The organism is Microbacterium testaceum StLB037 (assembly GCF_008763945.1).
Lineage (GTDB): Bacteria > Actinomycetota > Actinomycetes > Actinomycetales > Microbacteriaceae > Microbacterium > Microbacterium testaceum_G.
This window is the reverse complement of record NZ_VTQH01000001.1, coordinates 1499342-1516735: the sequence shown is the minus strand read 5'-3', so window position 1 is coordinate 1516735 and position 17394 is coordinate 1499342. Positions and strand designations below refer to the sequence as shown.

Here is a 17394-nt window from a genome sequence, read left to right as displayed (position 1 = left end):
AGGGGAGGTCACGAGAACAGGGCGATCCGCGCCGGAACGGCCTGTTCCGGTGACATCCCCTGTTCTCGTGACGCGTCGAGGCCGTACGCCGGCCGACGTCACCCCTGGCCGTTGTAGTACGGCCAGGGGTTGATGCGGCGGTCGCCGCGGCGGTCGGGGCCGGTCAGCGTGACCTCGCCGGTCGCCGCCCACTCGACACCCCGCGGGAACATGCGGATGAACTCGATGCGGCGGAACGTGTCGATGTCGTGACCGATCGTGATGGTGAACGAGCGTCCCTTGCCGTATTCGTTGATCCACGCCAGCGGCTGCTCCGTGTTGATCCCGGGTAGCTCGGCGATGCCGCCGGGCGGAATGTCGACCGGGTAGTGCGACATCGGCCACACGGGCGCCTTCTCGTAGGCCTCGAGGTCGTCGAACGTCGTCAGCAGCACCTGGGCGCCCTCGTACATCTGCACGCCGACGAGGATGTCGTCTCCCGTGACCGTCCAGGTCGCGTTGATGCCTTCGGTGATCGGATGCCGTGGCTCGGTCGTGTGCAGCTGCGCCTCGCCCCACGGACGCGGGCGCAATCCCGTCTCCCACGCGCTGAGCTTGGCGCCGCGCATGACGTTGTACTCCTCGGGGTAGCCCCAGCGGTCCTCTTGGGCGGCGGACCCGTGGAACCAGACGATCCCCTTGCCTTCGTCGTGTACGAATCGCAGGATCGCGGCATCCGTCTCCTCCCCGAAACCGGTCGCCATGTCGTGATAGCCGTCGCGCCCCTCGAAGATGACGATGAGCACGTCGTACTTGTCGATGACGCTCGCCGGCAGCCCGCGCGGGTCTTCGACGACGCGGACCTTGAAGCGTCCCGTGTCTTCGAGCAACGTGGTGATCCACTGGTTGTGCAGGCAGAAGCTGCGGTGGGCGTTGTCGTGCTCGATGGTCATGTGACCCGAGAGGATGAGAACGTTCAGCACGTCGGTCACGCGTCAGCCTTTCTGCGAGAACGCGGCGTCGAACAACTGGTGGGGCGGGGTGATCCCGCCGAGTTTGCGCACGAAGGCGAGGGCCTCGGGGCCGCCGACGAGGCGGTCCATGCCGGCGTCCTCCCACTCCACGCTCGTGGGCCCGTCGTAGCCGATCGCGTTCAGCGCGCGGAACAGCGGCTCCCACGGCACGTCGCCGTGGCCGGTCGAGACGAAGGTCCAGCCGCGACGCGGGTTGTCCCACGACAGGTGCGAGCCGAGCACGCCGTTGCGCCCGTCGAGGTTCGTGGTCGATTCCTTGCAGTGCACGTGAAAGATGTGGTCGGCGAAGTCGAGTACGAATGCCACGGAGTCGAGCTGCTGCCACACGAAGTGCGAGGGGTCGAAGTTGAACCCGAAGCTCTCGCGATGACCGATCGCCTCGAGGGTCTTCTTGGCGGTCCAGTAGTCGTACGCGATCTCGGAGGGGTGCACCTCGAGCGCGAAGCGCACGCCCACCTCTTCGAAGACGTCGAGGATCGGATGCCAGCGGGCGGCGAAATCCGCGTACCCTCGCTCGATCATGGCGTCTGAGGCCGGAGGGAACATCGCGACGTACTTCCAGATGCTCGACCCGGTGAAGCCGGTGACCGTCTTCACCCCGAGTTTCGCGGCGAAACGTGCCGTGTTCTTCAGGTCTTCGGCCGCGCGCTGGCGCACGCCCTCGGCATCCCCGTCCCCCCACACCCGCGGCGGCACGATGTCGTGGTGCCTCTCGTCGATCGGATCGTCGCAGACCGCTTGGCCGACGAGGTGGTTGGAGATCGTCCAGACCTTCAGGCCGTTGCTCTCGAGGATGTCGAGGCGAGATTGCACGTAAGCGGCGTCGTCCCAGCGCGAGACATCGATGTGGTCGCCCCAACAGGCGATCTCGAGGCCGTCGTACCCCCACTCCCCGGCGAGGCGCGCGACCTCTTCGAAGGGCAGGTCGGCCCACTGGCCGGTGAACAGGGTGATCGGGCGAACCATGACAGAACCTTTCAGAGAGCCGGGACGGCGGCGGCGACGCGAGTCCAGGTCGCGTCGGCGGAAGAACTGCGTTCGACCGCGTCGAGCACGCGCTGCACGCGCAGGCCCTCGTCGAACGAGGGGTGCGGGTCGGTGCCGGCGTCGATGGCCTCGACGAGGTCGACGACCTGGTGGCTGAAGCCGTGCTCGTAGCCGAGCATGTGCCCCGCGGGCCACCACGCCGAGACGTACGGGTGCTGCGCCTCGGTCACGAGGATCTGCGTGAACCCCTGCCTGCCCTCGGGAGCCGTGCGGTCGTAGAAACGCAGACTGTTGAGGTCTTCGAGGTCGAACACGAGAGCTCCGCGGTCCCCCGACACCTCGATGGTGAGCGCGTTCTTGCGGCCGGTGGCGAAGCGGGTGGCCTCGAACGAGGCCAGGGCTCCGTTCGCGAGGCGACCCGTGAAGATCGCGACGTCGTCGACGGTCACGGTGCCCTTCTCGGTGGCGCCGGCCCCCTTCGACAGTCCCATCGACCCGTCCGCGGGCAGTGGGCGTTCCTTCACGATCGTGTCGATCGTGCCCGACACCCGCTCAACCCCCAGCCCCGTGACGAACTGGGTCATGTCGATGATGTGCGCACCGATGTCACCGAGAGCTCCGGAGCCGGCGTGCTCCTTCTGCAGGCGCCACGCGAGCGGCGTCTCCGGGTCGACGAGCCAATCCTGCCGGTACGCCGCGCGCACCTGCTGCACCGTGCCCACGGCGCCCTCGGCGATCATGTCGCGCAGCAGGGTGACGGCGGGAACCCGACGGTAGGTGAACCCCACCATCGACCGGATGCCGCGAGCCCGGGCCCGCGCAGCGGCCTCGGCCATCGCCTCGGCTTCGGCCACCGTGTTGGCGAGCGGCTTCTCGCACAGGACGTGCTTGCCCGCCTCGAGCGCGGCGATCGCGATCTCGGCGTGGGATTCGCCAGGGGTGACGATGTCGACGATGTCGATGTCGTCGCGCGCGACGATGTCACGCCAATCGGTGGCCGACTCGGCCCACCCCCACTTCTGGGCGGCCGAGGCCACGGCATCCGCGTTCCGTCCGACGATCACCGCCATCTCTACCTCGCGCGGCAGGTCGAACATGCGGGGCGCTTGTCGCCAGCCCACCGAGTGCGCGGCTCCCATGAAGCCGTAGCCGATCATGGCGACCCGCAGGGGGCGCCCGGGAGCCGTCACGACAGCACCAGCTCGCGCTCGACCGGGACCCGGTTGGTGACGTAGCGACCGGGGCCGCCGTCGGCACCCGGCATGATCTGCATGTAGAGCAGGCGCATCGTGAGCACGACCTCGACGGTCACCGTCTCACCCGCGGCCGGCGGGGTGTCGAGGCGGATCAGCACGTCGGGGCGGTCGGCGACGAACCACAGCGTCTCGGACTGCTCGGGCAGCTCGTCGATGCGGTACTCGCGGCCCTCGAGCGAGAAGCGCAGGTCGTCCTTCGGCACCGCGACACCGTTCACGGTGACCGCGACGTCGTCGACGGCCGACAGCCAGAGGCTGCGGTACCAGGGCAACTGCACCGAGACGGCGAGGCCGTCGTCGGTGCGACGGACGTCCTTCTCGGAGAAGAGGGAGTTGTGGGTGGCCATGGCGGTTCCTAGGCGAAGGTGTCGGTGAAGCGGTCGTGCGCCACGGGCGGCGCGGGCTCGAGCTTCTGAGTGGTCTCGGGGCTGTAGGGGTGGTTCTTCGACGGCACCGGCTCGTCGGCCGGGGGCATGAAGACGGGCTTGCCGTCGTCGCCGAAGTACATGAGGTCGAGGTCGAAGGCGCCCTGGTTCTTGAGGCCGAAGGCGACCCAGTTCTCCTCGAACGGCGCGCGCGCCAGCTCGTAGCAGCGGAACTTCCAGAACTTCCACTCGCCGTCCTGCTTGAGGAAGTCGATGGCGTACTTGCACCAGACCCAGTGCGCCCAGACCTTCTTGCCGAGCACCTCTTCGGGCGAGTACATGTCGGGGAACGCCTCAGCGACCTGCGGGTCGGTCAGACCCGACTCGGTGCCGGCCATCATCCACACGCCCTTGGCCGTCTTGCCGTCGGCGGCGACTTCGATCACCGGGGTGTTCGTGGCGTGGAGAATCAGCTTGCCCTCGGGGTGCGGGCGTCCGCGGTGGTACTCGGTGACGCTCTGCCAGGTGGTGTACTGACCGGCGTTGGTGTAGCGCGCGCGGATGCCCTCGGTGCCCTCCTTCACCCAGAGCGGGATGATCTGCTCGTCCTCGAAGGCGTTGTGCAGGTACATGTAGCGGTTGAAGAGGTTCTCGACCTGGCCGCGGTCTTCGGCGCGCTGGGCGAGGGCGTGCGCCGCCTCGACCTGTTCGCGCAGGCGGGCGACCTCGGCGATGAGATCTTCGACGGATGCCGTGGTGGCGGTGTTCGACATGCTCACTCCTTCGTGAGGTGGATGGATCAGGCGGGCTGGGCGGCGGAGTCGCGGGCGGCGACGGTGTCTTCGATGGCCCGGCGCATGAGCGCGTGCTGCTTCTTGACCAGGTCGATGGGGTCGCTCTCGCCGAGGTCGCTGAAGGCGTGGCCCTCCCACTCGCTGGAGAGGTAGCCCTGGTACCCGCCGACGACGAACTGCCTCACGATGCGCGGGATGTCCATCGCCGGCTCTTCGCCGTCGGCGCCGATGTCGTAGAACTTCGCGTGCACGTGGAAGATCTGCGGCATGATGTCGAGCCACTCCTCGGGAGCGACGAGACCGTGCATGTTGAACGCCAGTCGCGTGAACGGCCCGAAGCGCAGGGGGTCGACCCCTTCGCCCGAGAGGTAGTCCTCGAACTTCTGGTTGCGCACGTGCATGGGGGTCGGCTCGTGCCAGATCTCGTCCATGACCGAGAAGTGCTTCTCGTCCATGCCCATCTGTCCGAGCGTGCGCAGCAGCGTCGGTGAGAGCGCGTGCATGGTCGACGAGAAGTCGGCGGTGAAGCCCAGGCGGTCACTGCCGAGTTCGTCGTAGACCTCGCGGATCTCGATCACCTTGGGATCGTTGGGCCCCGAGGGCGCGTGGATCTCGTAACCGAGCTTCTGGTCGTATTTCTCGGCGAGGGGCAGCAGGCGGCGGAGCAGCTCCTTGCCCGCGGAGCGGATGACGACCCTTTTGAAGCCGAGCGTGTGCGCCGACTTCAGCTGCCGAGCGAAGAAGTCGTGCTCCTCGTCGGGCGTCATGTCACGGTCCTTGCGACGACCCATGTCGAGGTTGGTGCCCACGGCGCTCGCTTCGAGACCGTAGGTCTCGAGCGAGTCGAACCAGAGCTTCACGAAGGCGTCGTCGACGTCGGGGTACGAGCGCAGCAGCTGCGCGAAGTTGAACTCCACACCGGGGCCGATGCCCTGGTCGTGCACCTCTTTGATGAGGGTCTCGGGGGTGTACTGCCCCGCGGCGAATTCGCTCGTCATCGAGTAGAGCGTGGTGCCGAGCTTGATGCCGGTGCCGGCGATGCCGTTGGTGTCGGTCATGTCCTTCTCCGGGAAGATCAGGCGCGCACGGCGTGCGCGAGGTGGGTGTCGAGGGCGCGGCGCGCCTCGGCGGCGTCGGTGATCATGCGCGAGCCGGCGGCCTCGGCGGCCGTGCGCTGGATCGCCTGCTCGCCCCGGATGATCTCGAAGGGGCTCTGCCAGTGGTTCCAGTGCCAGCCCTCGTACTCGCTCGACACCGCTCCGCTGTAGCCGTTCTCGACCAACAGGGTGATGAGGTCGGAGACGGGCACCGAGGGCTCGTTCCCGTTCTCGTCGATGCCGAAGAACTTGCCGTGCACGTGCTTGACCCACGGCATGATCTCGAGCCAGTCATTCACCCGCGCGGGGCCGAACAGGCCCGTGCCGTTGATGCCGAAGTCGATGCCGAGGTCGGGGCGGCCGTGCTGGTGCGCGAGGCCGATGAAACGGCCGAAGCGCTGGCCGTGATCGGCCTGGTCGGCGGGCGGCCCTTGCTCGTAGAAGTCGTCCCACAGCTGCACGACGGCGGCCAGCAGTTCCTCCGACGCGCCGCGTCGGCGGTACGCCTCGATGAGCGACGGCGCGAAACCGGTCACGGTGGCGCCCCAGTCCATCGTGAACCCGAGGAAGGGCGAGCCGACCTTCTCGTAGCGGTCGCGCAGCGCCAGGATGCGCGGGTGCGAGGCGTACTGGTCAGCGTGCACCTCGAGGGCGAGGGTGACGCCGTACTCCTCGGCGATGGGGGCGAGGGCCTCCATCGAGTCGGGCGTGATCGAGATCTGCACGCGGGCGATGGGGAAGCCGAGCTTCGCCGCCGCCGCGATCTGCTTGCGCATGTAGGCCAGCAGCTCGTCCTGGTCCATGAGCCTGTCGGGCCGCAGGCCGATGTCGGCGTTGACCGCGAGCGAGGTGCGTACGAGCCCGACCTCGTCGACGAGGTCGGAGAAGCGTCCGGCGAATCGATCGTCGATGTCGGGGAAGCCGCGGAAGCTCGAGAAGCCGATGATCTCCAGGCCCGGGCCGAACCCCTCGGCCGCGGTCTTGCGGATGAGCTGGTCGAGGTCGTACTCGCGGCCGTGGAAGGCGCGGGTGAAGCTGTAGAGCGTGACGCCCTGGATGGGGGTGCCGGACGCGGTCGAACCGGTCATGCGCGGGCCTCCTCGACCTGGCGGGCGGTCATGTTCTTTGTGTCGTGCTCTTCGATGTGCAGCACCTGGTCATCGGCGATGATGATGTACGGGATGTAGAGCTCGAGGTCGACGCGCACCTCGTGCTCCCCGGCATCCGTCTCGATCTCGCCCGAGAGGACGGCGGAGTCGGTGGGGAACCACCACTGCTCGGTGTTCGTCTTCATGTCGGCGAAGGTGAGCTCCTCGCCGTTCATCTGCCAGCGCAGCGACTCGGCGGGTGCCTCGACACCGTCGATGGTGAGCTTCGCGCCCGAGATGCAGGATGCCGGCAGCGCCCGGTACCAGGGCAGGCGCACCTCCACCGACGCGCGCCCGTCGCGGGCGGTGAGCGTCCCCTGCTCGATGATGCGATCCGGGATCACGATGACCTCCTCGTCGGTGCGGCCGAAGCCACAGACCACTTTGTCTTGATTTCTACACTCTAATGTCTGATTCGTACATAAGCAAGGATCACGCGGATGCCGCGCTCGCGCGCGAACGCTCCCGCGAGAGCACCGACGCGATCTTGCGCGCACCCCGCACCGCGAGCGCGACCGACGTCAACGTCGGGTTGCACGCCGTCGCCGTGGGGATCACGCCGTTGCCCGCGACGAAAAGGTCGGGGACTCCCCACACCTCGCTGTCGACGTCGCACACGCTGGTGCCGTCGTCGGCCACGCCCATCCGGGTCGAGCCCTGGTAGTGCAGCGACGAACCGAGCGGAAGGGTGAAGGGGCGGTCGCCGACCGGGTCGCCGACGGCCTCGGCCAAGCGGACGATCTCTGCACGAGCGCGCTCCACCACCTCGCGATCGCGATCGGTGAGCCGGTAGTGGATGCGGGGAGCGGGAAGACCGTACCCGTCGAGGTGTTCCGCGTCGAAGGCGACCCGATCGTCGGCCTGCAGGTCTTTCGCGCAGAACAGACCGAGACCCACGATCGAGCCCGGCACTACGGGGTCGTCTTCGGCGAGGGGGATGGGCGAGGCGTCGAGCTGCATGATCTGCCCGTGGAAGGGCATGTCGTCGGTGAACGGCACCCAGCTCACGCCGCTGTACTCCGCGAGGCCCGCGGTGGGGTCGTCTGCGTCGAGCGGGGGCATGTCGCGCAGCCTCGAGGCGAAGACGACCTGCGCCTGGTCGTTCAGGTACCGCCCGAGGGCCTCGGGCCGCACGCCCGACGCCCACAGCAGCTGCGGGGTGCGCAGAGCGTCGGCCGCGACCACGACGAAGCGCGCCGCGACCGTGTGCTCCTCGCCCGAGCGCAGATCCCGCACGACCACGCCCGAGGCGCGGCCACCCTCCACGACCACACGGACCGCGAGCGACTCGTCGAAGAGCGAGAAGCGCGGGTTCTCGCGCGTCACCTCGCCCAGCACGACGTCAGACCCCGACCACACGAGACGGCCGTCGTCGCGCCGGTGGGCGGCCAACGGCATCCGCTGCACCTTCGTCGCCTCGACGCGGCCCTCATCGACCGCAGCCGAGAGGCGCTCGCGCACGATCGCCCCGAAGGGAGCGGAGTCGAAGGCGTCGGTCGTGACGCCGAGCAGCCGGTCGGCCTCGTCGAGGAGCTCGTCGAGGTCGTCGACGAAGGCGATCCGCTCGCTGTCGTTGGGCCGCGGGCACGCGCCGGTCCAGTGCGCGGCCATGCCGCCGACGTTGCTCGACATCGCGACGACGGGCAGGCCGTCCTCGCCCTCGAACGCATAGCCGTCCTCGAGCAGGAACGTGCCGGGGCGGGCCCCGCGCACGCCGGCCCTGGCCGCGCCCGGGCTGGCGACCTTCTCGCCGCGCTCGCCCGGGCCCTCCGAGGCCACCTGCGCGCGGGCGCGCTCGGCGGGGTCGGCGATGTTCTTCACGTGCGCGCCGGGCGGGTTCGACACCGTCGGGCCCACCTCGAACATCGCGACGGTCGCCTCAGGTGCGCGCTCCGCGAGGATGCGCGCGTAGGCGGAGCCGGTCGGGCCGCTGCCCACGATCACGACATCGACCTCGGTCGGATACTGCCGGGCGCTCATGCCGCGCGCGCGATCTCGACGACGTGGGCGACGGATGCCTCCGACGCGGTGGTCGGGTAGTACTCCAGCCCCACGGGCCCGTCGTAGCCGCTGTCGCGCAGCAGACGGAACCGCTCGTTCCAGTCGAGGTGTCCCGTGCCGGGCTCTCCGCGACCGGGGGCATCGGCGAGCTGCACGTAGTGGATGAGGTCGCCGGCGTTCGCCAGTTCGGCCTCCATGTCCTCGCCCTCGACGGCCGAGTGATAGATGTCGTAGAGCACGCCGAACTGCGGCGAGTCGACGCCGCGGGCGACGTATACGGCCTCGGCGGTGCGATCCAGCAGCGAGCCGGGGTGATCGACACGGACATTCACGGGTTCGAGCACCAGCCCCACATCCGAGCCGTCGATCTGCGCGATCGCCTTCCGGTAGATCTCGACGAGCTTGTCGAGCTGCACCTGCCGCTTCCACCCGCCGAAGCCGGTACCGCTGCCCACGACGATGCGGGGGCAGCCGAGGTCGCGGGCGATCTCGACGCCCTCGTCGAGCTTGCGGAAGAACTCGGAGTGATCCCACGGCGGGATCATGAACTGCGTGCGGGGCTCGGCCAGCTGCGCGGTGAGCTGCACGCCGGTCTCCTGCAGCGCCGCCTTGAGCGCCGGCAGGTCTTTGGGTGTGGCCGGGGCGTCGACGCCGGTCGGACCCCACATCTCGACGGCGTCGAAACCCGCCGCCGCCGCCGCGCGCACGCGGTCGTGGTAGTCGCCGGCCTCGGTGAAGAGGAGTTCGATGTTGGGAGCGAGTTGGTACACGAGGGTGTCCTTTCGGGGTGCGTGAGGCGCGACGAGCGACGGATGCCGTGCGAGGCGGCATCCGTCTGGGCAGGCTCAGCCCTTGAGGCCGCCCGCGAAGCCCTGGATGAAGCGCTTCTGGGCGAAGAGGTAGAAGGCGAGGATGGGGATCATCGAGACGATCACGATCGCGAAGATCTGGTTCCAGGCCGACACCAACGAACCGATGTAGTAGTACATGGCCACCGGGAGGGTCTGGTTCGCCGATCCGCCGAGGAAGATCAGCGACGTGAAGAAGTCGTTCCAGACGATGAGGCCCGCGAGGATCGCGACCGTTCCCGTCGCGGGTGACATCAGCGGGAGCACGATGCGGAAGAAGATCTGCGTCCGGCTCGCCCCATCGATGGTGGCGGCCTCTTCGTACTCGGTGCCGAGTCCGCGAAAGAATCCCGCGTAGAGGAAGATCGCCAGCGGCAGCAGCATGCCGGTGTAGAGGATGATCATGCCCCAGGCCGACCCCGTGAGTCCCAGCGAGCGTGCTCCGATGTAGAGCGGCACCGTCCCGAGCTGCGTGGGCAGCACGATCGCGACGAGGAACAGGTAGTACACGACGCGGCTCCAGCGGCGCGTGCTGCGGGCGATCACGTAGCCGGTGAGCGAGCCGAGCAGAACCAGCAGCACGATGCTGCCAGCGGTGATGATGATGCTGTTGACCAGGCCCATGACGACGTTCGAGTTGCCGGAGGCGGTCAGCACCTTGAGGAAGTTGCCGAAGTCGGGAGCCGTCGGCGGGGCCAGCGTCGAGGTGGTGATGACCTCGCGGTCCGATTTCAGAGACGTGGTGATGAGGAAGTAGAACGGAACCAGGAAGACGAGCGCGGCGACCCAGAAGAGGAACTCTCGGAGCCCCGTGAGTTTCGTGTAGCGGAACATGTCAGTTTCCCTCCGAACGGTCGGCTGTAACGCGCTGCTGGATGACCGCGAAGACCAGGATGATGAGGGTCAGCAGCAATGCCAGGGCGGCGCCGTAGCCGAAGTTGCCGAGGGCAAACGACTGCTTGTAGACCTGCGTCGCCAGCGTCTCGGTGGCCGCGGCGGGCCCGCCCCCGGTCAGTGCCATGATCTGGTCGAAGACCCGAAGGCCGTTCACGAGGCCGAGGGTGGTCGCGATCGCGACCGCGGGGCGGATGGACGGGAGCGTCACATGCCAGAAGCGCTGCCACAGGTTGGCCCCGTCGATGGCGGCGGCCTCTTCGATCTCGACCGGGACGGCGGCGAGACCCGCCATGTAGATGACCATCGCGAAGCCGATGTTCTGCCAGACGAGCACGACGAGGATCGTCCAGATCGCCCACGTGGGGTCGGCGATCCACGCCCGGGCCATCGAGTCCAGGCCGACCCCCCGCAGCACGAGGTTGAGGGGGCCGTTGTAGTCGAAGATGAACTTCCAGATGTAGGAAGTGGCCAACGGGCTGAGCACCACGGGCATGAAGAAGAGCGTGCGCAGGATGTAGCGGGTCTTGAGTCCTCGATTCAGCCCGAGCGCGATGCCCAGGCCCAGCACGTTGCTGAGGATGACCGAGCCGAATGCCAAGAACAGGGTGTTCCACAGGGCTCCGAGCTTGGTGGGGTCCTGGAAGATCCGCACGAAATTGTCGAGTCCGATGAGCTCGAAGGCCCCGATGCCGGTCCAGTTCGTGAAGGCGAAGAAGCCGCCGACGCTCGTGGCGACGTAGTGGATGCCGATGACGAAGACGATGCCGGGCAGAGCCCACCACCAGTATCCGAACTTCAGCAGGCCCTTGCGGCGCGGGCGGGGCGCGGAGCGGCGGCGTCCGCCGCGGCGTGGCAGCACCACGCGCTCGGTCTCGGTGGCGGCGATCTCGCCGGCTCGGAAAGTGGTGCTCATCGCGTCCTCGTCATCCTCGATGGGGTGCGGCTCCGCCGCCCGGGTCCAGGGGCCCGGGCGGCGGAATCACTCAGTTGCCCCAGGCCGCATCCATGCTCTGCAGCACCTGGTCGATGCTGGTCTGACCGGTCAGCAGACCCTGACCGCCGGTCTGCAGCGCCTCGTAGACCGAGGGGTTCGGCCAGATGTTGTTCGGCAGCGGCGTGTACTTCTTCTCCTTGAGGAGGTCGGCGACCGGCGCGTAGATGGTGCCCGACAGGTCGAGGGAGTCGAAGGCCGACACCGGCAGTTCGCCCGAGAGCTCGTAGTAGCGCTGCTGCTGGGCGGGCTCGGCCATCCATGCGAGGAAGTCCTCCGCCCCCTGCTTGTTCTTGGCCTTGGCGTTGATCGAGAGGGTGTAGTTGGAGCTGCCCAGGATCATCTCCTTGCCACTCTTGGCCGCGGGGAAGGGCTCGACGGCGAACTCGGCCTCGGCCGGCGCGGCCTTGGCGATCTCGACCGCGGAGCCCGAGGGAATGAAGCTACCCACCGACGTGCCCTGCGCGAGTCCGTTCGTGATGGCGTCGAAGCCGCCGCCCTCGGCGCCCGGCTGGAAGCATCCATCGTTCTTGAGGTCGACGAAGGTCTGGAGGGTGTCCTTCCAGCCCTGACTGTCGGCGAAGGTCACCTTGTTCTCGGCGCGCTGCTCGTTCCAGTCCGGGGTGTCGGCGTAGACGCGGGTGGCGGAGATGCCCTGGATGGTCAGACCGACATTCGGACCGGCGGCGCCGGCCAGTGCGAGGAGCGATCCACCCTGCCCCTGGAGCGTCGAGCACGCGGCTGTGAAGTCGCCCATCGTGGTGGGGAAGTCCGACAGGCCCTTCATCTTCGCGGTACCGAGGCTCGCGACGATGGCGCCGATCGTGAAGTCGAGCGGCTGGCCGTAGACCTTGTCGTCTATCGTGTAGACGCTCTCGCTCCCGGGGATGATGAGCTTCGTCGCGGTGTCGCCGAGGGGCTCGAGGAAGCCCGCCTGGGCGAGCGGGATGATGCCGCGCGCGTCCCCCGAACCCGGGGTGGTCTGAATCACGTCCGAGGCGTTGCCGGCCTGCAGCTGCGTGCGGATCGTCTCGCCGTACTTGTCGTTCGGGGTCGGGTTGGTCGTGATGGTCACGCCCGAGTGCTGCTGCATGTACTCCTTGGCGAGGGTTTCGTACGGGCTCTCCAGGTTGTTCGAGGTGGCGTACGTGAACGTGAAGGAGTTCGAGTCGCCCCCGGCGTCTCCCGAACCCGAGCCGGAGCACCCGGCAAGGACGAGAACGGCGGTGACGGGAAGAGCGAGGAGACCTGCGATCCGCGTGACGCGGCGATGCTGAGTCATGGCCAGCCTTTCTGACGACGTTGTCGGCGAGCCCTTCGGTGGGAGCGCCTGTGCTGTGTGACTCAGTATCGGCGCGTTGCGCAGAAAACGCACATAAGTCTTCGCGATGCAGCACATAAGGCGCGGAGGACCGTGACCATCGTTCCGGAGTATGGCGCCTAGCTGTGACATAGACGGTATTGATACGATCCCGAGACAGCTTTCCCGAGCGAAGGATCACGCCGTGGTGACCGACCATTCGGCGCTTTCGCGCCTCGACCTCAACCTCCTGGTGGCGCTCGACGCGCTGCTCACCGAGCGCAGCGTCACGCGCGCCGCCGAGAGTCTGCACCTGAGCCAGCCCGCGCTCAGCGCCTCTCTCGCGCGCCTTCGCACGCACTTCAACGACCAGATCCTCGCCCGTCGCGGTAACACCTACGAGCTCACGCCGTTCGCCGTCCGCCTGACCGATCACACGAGCACGGCCCTCGAAGCAGCCCGACGCGTCTTCGACAGCCAGGCGTCGTGGTCTCCGGCGGAGTCGACGCGCGAGTTCTCGATCTACGGGTCCGACTACGGCTTCGTCACCGTCGGAACCGTCGTGTCACAGCTCGCAGCGGAGCAAGCGCCGGGCGTTCGCTTCCGCTACATGCTGCACAACCCCGGGATCGTGGAAGACGCCGCGAACCGCCTGCGCTCGGCCGACGCCATGGTCATCCCCCACGGTCCCGTGTCGGAGCTGCCCTACCTCGACCTCTGGCAGGACGACTGGCTGGCGGTCGTGGCCGACGACAACGACGAGGTGGGCGAGTCGCTCACGATGCAGAACCTCGCGGACCTGCCGTGGGTGCTCACCTTCCAGTCGCGTTCGGCCTTCACCTCGGCCGCCCGCCAGATCCAGCAGCTCGGCGTCGAACCGCACATCGAGGTGGTGCTGGAGAGCTTCCTCTCGGTGGGGCACTTCGTCAGCGGAACGCGGCGCGTGGGACTCGTGCAGTCCGCCCTCGCCCCCCACCTGCTGCGCATCGGCGGCATCCGCGTGGTGCCCCTGCCGTTCGCGGCGACACCGATCGTCAGCGCCCTGTGGTGGCACCCTTCGCACAACCGCGATCCCGAGCACGAGTGGATGCGCGGCCTCTTCGCCGAGGCCGGCCGAGTGATCGCCGCGGGGCACGCACCGCAGTGAGACGGGCGGGTGCCGCCCGCATCACCGATCGTGATGGACGGCATCCACGACGGTCGAGGTGCGGTCGTTGTGAGCGCGACCGGCCCGTCCTTAGCCTGAAATCAGAATCAACGTTCTGATTCGGTGAGGCGCGCACCCCCGCGGGCCCGGCCGTCCGCTCGAGGAGGAGCACCCATGTCGAACCCGTTGAGAATACTGATCGTCGGCGCCGGCATCGGCGGCCTCACCACGGCATCCGCCCTCGCCCGGATCGGTGCGCACGTCGACGTCATCGACGACAAGCCCGAGATCAGCGTCGCCGGCGTCGGATTCGGCCTCCGCATCAACGGCCTGCGCGCGGTGCGCGAAATCGGACTGCTCGACGATGTCCTCGAGATCGGCCATCCCGCCCCGGGCATCGACAACTACGACGCCGACGGCACCCTGCTGAGCACCATGAGCTACGGCACCCGCGATGAGGGCCTGCCGGGATGCGTGACGATGTCGCGCATGGCGTTCCTCGAGATGGCCGCACGCCACGCCCTCGCCAACGGCGCCACGTTCCACATGAGCACGACCGTCGCCGACATCGCCCAGGATGCCGATAGCGCGACCGTGACGTTCAGCACCGGGGACGACGCCGACTACGACCTCGTGCTCGGCTTCGATGGTCTGAACTCCCAAATCCGCCGCGAGTACTTCGGCGAGAAGTACGCTCCGCGCCCGGTGGGTGGGGTCGCCTGGCGCGCGGGTCTCCCCAACCGTCGCAAGATCACGCAGCCGATCATCTGCCAGGGCTACGGCGGCAAGATCATGCTCACGCCCCTGTCGGAGGACACCATGTACATGGTGCTCACCGTGGCCGAAGAGGGCCGCCCGCGCTACGACGCGAGCAAGATGGCCGAGATCATGCACGATCGCGCCGCGTCCCTCACGCGCGGGTCGACCTTCCTCGCCGACGCGCTCGACGACGTCCGTCACGCCGAGAACGTCGCCTACACCCCGTACTCGACGGTGTGGGTGCCCTACCCGTGGTTCCGCGGGCGCATCATGATCCTGGGTGACGCCGCCCACACGATGACGCCCTATCTCGGATCGGGAGCGGCGATGAGCATCGAAGACGGCGTCGTGCTCGCCCAGGAGCTCGCGAAGGATCAGTCTCTGCTCGACGCCCAGCTCGAATTCATGAAGCGCCGCCTGCCCCGAGTGCGCGCGGTGCACGAGCGTTCGATCGAGTCGATGCTCGAAGAATTCGACTCGGTCACCGACGAGACCTATGCCGCGCGCATCGACCATCTCCGTCACGACGAGCCGATCGCGAACGAGTACGCGAACCGCCTCCTGCGGATGCCCTACTGAGACCCCCGAGGAGACACCCGTGTCGCACACCCCCACCCGCACCCTCGTCGTGGACGCCGGCCGCGAGAGCATGTTCCGCTCCCTCAACGGCGTCGGTGGCGTACCCGGCCCCGTCGCGGCCTACCCCGACTTCCCCGACATGACGCCCCTGTGGCGCGAGGCGGGGGTGACCCTCGTGCGCTCGTTCGACTGGATCTCGCGCCTCGACACCCGCGACGACCCCACAAGCCTCTTCCCCGACTGGAGCGCCGACCCCGACGACCCGGCCAGCTACAACTTCGCCGCGACCGATGCGTGGGTCGACGCGGTTCACTCCATCGGCGCCGAGGTGCTGTTCACCGTGGCCAGCTCGATCCCGAAGAACAAGCTGCCCGCCGCCGACGTCGAGGTGTACGGCCGGGTCGTCGAGCACATCGTCCGGCACTACTCCCAGGGGTGGGCGGGCGGCCCGGCGACGCCCGTGCGCCTCTACGAATTCGGCGATCAGCCCGACTTTGGGCCGCTGCACTTCGCCGGGCGACCGGAGGAGTTCTACGCGATGTACCGCGCCTTCTGCGAGGCGGTGCACCGCGTCGACGCGTCCCTGACCGTCGGGGGCCCCTCGGTCGCCTTCTCGCTGGAGGCCGACTCGCCCTACCGCGAGGGCTTCCTGACGTTCGTGCGTGAGAACGACCTGCCGCTGCACTTCTTCTCGTTCCTGTGGTTCACCGATGGCAGCCGCGATCCGATGGACTATCGCTACGTGGCGCGCGAGCTGCGCGCAGTGCTCGATGGTCACGGGTTCACCGACACCGACCTGACGCTCAGCTACTGGAACTACCTCGCGGTGCCCAGCAGCACCGCACCGGCGCCGGAGAAGGGCGCGTTCATGGCGGCCACGGCGATCGCGCTGCAGGACACGGTCATCGACCACGCGTTCTTCTTCCGCGCCGACACCGGCCGCGATCCGCACTATGGGTTCGTCGACCCGGGCGGGGTCGGCGACGTCGACGGGCGGCCCGACGAGCGCTCGCGCGCGCTCGTCCTCGCGGGTCGGGCGCTCACCGGGCGGAGGCTGGAGGCCACCGGGGGCGACGCGTCGGGGCTGGCGGTCGCCGCCGGGCGCGACGGCGACACCGTCCGCGTCCTCGTGACGAACTACGTGGCCCCCGACAGCGCCCTCGCCCCACGCGCCGAGGACCGTTTCACCTTTCGCATCCCCATCGGCGAGCAGCGCATCGAACTGGGGCTCACCCTCCCGCCGCAGCGTCCCGATCTGGCATCGGAGGGGGTGGAACGGGTGAGCCTCGACCTGCAGAACCTCCCCTGGGCGGATGCCACCGTGCAGGCCACCGTCACGTCGCTATCCGGCGCGGTCGAGGGCCCCGCCCCTGTCGCGGTGTCGGCGGAGGGGAGCCTGCGGATGGACCTCGCCCTGGAGCCGCAGTCCGTGTTCCTCGTGGAGCTGAGGGCCTGAGGGCGGAAACGGAAAGAGCACGACGATGGCGACGAGAGAGGGAGCGAGCGGGGTGTCCGAGCCCAAGCAGCAGCGAAGTCGCGACTCGTTCGCGAGGGTCCGCGCCGCCGTCCTCGCGCTGCTGCACGAGCGCGACACCGGTCAGTTCTCGCTCGCCGAGGTCAGCGCGCGTGCCGAGGTGTCGATCGGCTCGATCTACGGCCGAGTCTCGGGCAAGGCCGAACTGCTGCGCCTGATCCAGGCGCAGGAGTTCGACCGCCTCGATGTCGAGACCGCCGAACGCGTCGCGTCCGCCGGCATCGGCGCGACGGACTTCGAGACGGCGACGGCCGAGATCGTCGCGGTCTACGCCGGCATCCTGCGCGAGAACCGCGACCTGCTCTCCCCCTTCTTCGTGATGGGGGTGGACGATGTCGAGATCCTCGCGCGCGGTCGACGCTCCGGCGACGCCGGGCAGGCCGTGTTCGTCCGCGCCCTTCTGGCCGCGGCCTCCGCGCACGGCGTCCGGCTGACGAAGGACGACGCCATCTGGGCGTTCGAGGTCTTCTACAGCGTGTGCGTGCGATATCTCGGCCTCGGTGTGACGGCGACCGCGACGCCACACGACGCCTACCGCTGGTCTGAGTTGCTCGAGCGGCTGATGCGCACGGTGTTCCTGTCGCTGTCGGCTGGCTGACCCTCGACGGCCCGACGAGCTGGAGGCGTCCGCACCCGGTCGCTCCGAATGAGAGCCTCCCCGGATCCTTTCGAGGGGAG

17 protein-coding genes are annotated in these 17394 nt (G+C 68.4%); 4 read left to right on the top strand and 13 right to left on the bottom strand.

What is annotated here, in order from left to right:
- Positions 1–98 precede the first annotated feature (98 nt).
- The 13 genes from F9B98_RS07095 to F9B98_RS07035 form a co-directional block, all read right to left on the bottom strand.
- Positions 99–971 (bottom strand): ThuA domain-containing protein, encoded by an 873-nt coding sequence (locus F9B98_RS07095; RefSeq protein WP_150954819.1) that lies wholly within the window; start codon positions 969–971, stop codon positions 99–101.
- Positions 972–974: 3 nt separating this feature from the next.
- Positions 975–1979, bottom strand: coding sequence for a sugar phosphate isomerase/epimerase family protein (locus F9B98_RS07090; RefSeq protein ID WP_150954815.1), 1005 nt, complete (start codon positions 1977–1979; stop codon positions 975–977).
- 11 nt (positions 1980–1990) lie between these two features.
- Positions 1991–3157 (bottom strand): Gfo/Idh/MocA family protein, encoded by a 1167-nt coding sequence (locus F9B98_RS07085; RefSeq protein ID WP_150955985.1) that lies wholly within the window; start codon positions 3155–3157, stop codon positions 1991–1993.
- Between the two features lie 29 nt (positions 3158–3186).
- A complete protein-coding gene (locus tag F9B98_RS07080) occupies positions 3187–3603 on the bottom strand; it encodes a DUF6379 domain-containing protein (protein ID WP_150954812.1) in 417 nt (138 codons plus the stop codon).
- Positions 3604–3611: 8 nt separating this feature from the next.
- Complete coding sequence (locus F9B98_RS07075; protein ID WP_150954809.1) at positions 3612–4394, bottom strand: nuclear transport factor 2 family protein; 783 nt, start codon at positions 4392–4394, stop codon at positions 3612–3614.
- Positions 4395–4420: 26 nt separating this feature from the next.
- Positions 4421–5473 (bottom strand): sugar phosphate isomerase/epimerase family protein, encoded by a 1053-nt coding sequence (locus tag F9B98_RS07070; protein ID WP_150954806.1) that lies wholly within the window; start codon positions 5471–5473, stop codon positions 4421–4423.
- A 17-nt stretch (positions 5474–5490) separates the two neighbouring features.
- Positions 5491–6600 carry a sugar phosphate isomerase/epimerase family protein gene (locus tag F9B98_RS07065; protein WP_150954803.1) on the bottom strand — a complete coding sequence of 370 codons (1110 nt, stop codon included), beginning with the start codon at positions 6598–6600 and terminating at the stop codon, positions 5491–5493.
- On the bottom strand, positions 6597–7004 hold the full coding sequence (locus F9B98_RS07060) for a DUF6379 domain-containing protein (protein WP_150954801.1): 408 nt from the start codon (positions 7002–7004) through the stop codon (positions 6597–6599). Before F9B98_RS07060 ends, F9B98_RS07065 begins: the two co-directional genes overlap by 4 nt.
- 88 nt (positions 7005–7092) lie before the next feature.
- Entirely contained in the window at positions 7093–8640 is a 1548-nt protein-coding gene (locus tag F9B98_RS07055) for a GMC oxidoreductase (protein WP_150954799.1), read from the bottom strand.
- Complete coding sequence (locus F9B98_RS07050; RefSeq protein ID WP_150954797.1) at positions 8637–9431, bottom strand: TIM barrel protein; 795 nt, start codon at positions 9429–9431, stop codon at positions 8637–8639. The genes F9B98_RS07055 and F9B98_RS07050 overlap by 4 nt, the downstream gene beginning before the upstream one ends.
- Before the next feature lie 75 nt (positions 9432–9506).
- Positions 9507–10343, bottom strand: a complete 837-nt coding sequence (locus F9B98_RS07045) for a carbohydrate ABC transporter permease (RefSeq protein WP_150954795.1) — start codon at positions 10341–10343, stop codon at positions 9507–9509.
- Between the two features lies 1 nt (position 10344).
- Positions 10345–11319 carry a carbohydrate ABC transporter permease gene (locus tag F9B98_RS07040; protein ID WP_150954793.1) on the bottom strand — a complete coding sequence of 325 codons (975 nt, stop codon included), beginning with the start codon at positions 11317–11319 and terminating at the stop codon, positions 10345–10347.
- A gap of 70 nt (positions 11320–11389) precedes the next feature.
- Positions 11390–12679: an ABC transporter substrate-binding protein gene (locus F9B98_RS07035; protein WP_150954791.1), complete on the bottom strand. Its 1290-nt coding sequence runs from the start codon at positions 12677–12679 to the stop codon at positions 11390–11392.
- Between the two features lie 226 nt (positions 12680–12905).
- Between F9B98_RS07035 and F9B98_RS07030 the strand changes: the two genes are divergently transcribed.
- From F9B98_RS07030 to F9B98_RS07015, 4 genes are all read left to right on the top strand, one after another.
- On the top strand, positions 12906–13844 hold the full coding sequence (locus F9B98_RS07030; RefSeq protein WP_103208565.1) for a LysR family transcriptional regulator: 939 nt from the start codon (positions 12906–12908) through the stop codon (positions 13842–13844).
- Positions 13845–14018: 174 nt separating this feature from the next.
- Positions 14019–15182 carry an FAD-dependent monooxygenase gene (locus F9B98_RS07025; RefSeq protein WP_150954789.1) on the top strand — a complete coding sequence of 388 codons (1164 nt, stop codon included), beginning with the start codon at positions 14019–14021 and terminating at the stop codon, positions 15180–15182.
- Positions 15183–15201: 19 nt separating this feature from the next.
- On the top strand, positions 15202–16638 hold the full coding sequence (locus F9B98_RS07020; RefSeq protein WP_191966705.1) for a GH39 family glycosyl hydrolase: 1437 nt from the start codon (positions 15202–15204) through the stop codon (positions 16636–16638).
- A 25-nt stretch (positions 16639–16663) separates the two neighbouring features.
- Positions 16664–17314 (top strand): TetR/AcrR family transcriptional regulator, encoded by a 651-nt coding sequence (locus F9B98_RS07015; RefSeq protein ID WP_150954784.1) that lies wholly within the window; start codon positions 16664–16666, stop codon positions 17312–17314.
- The last annotated feature ends 80 nt before the right edge of the window (positions 17315–17394 follow it).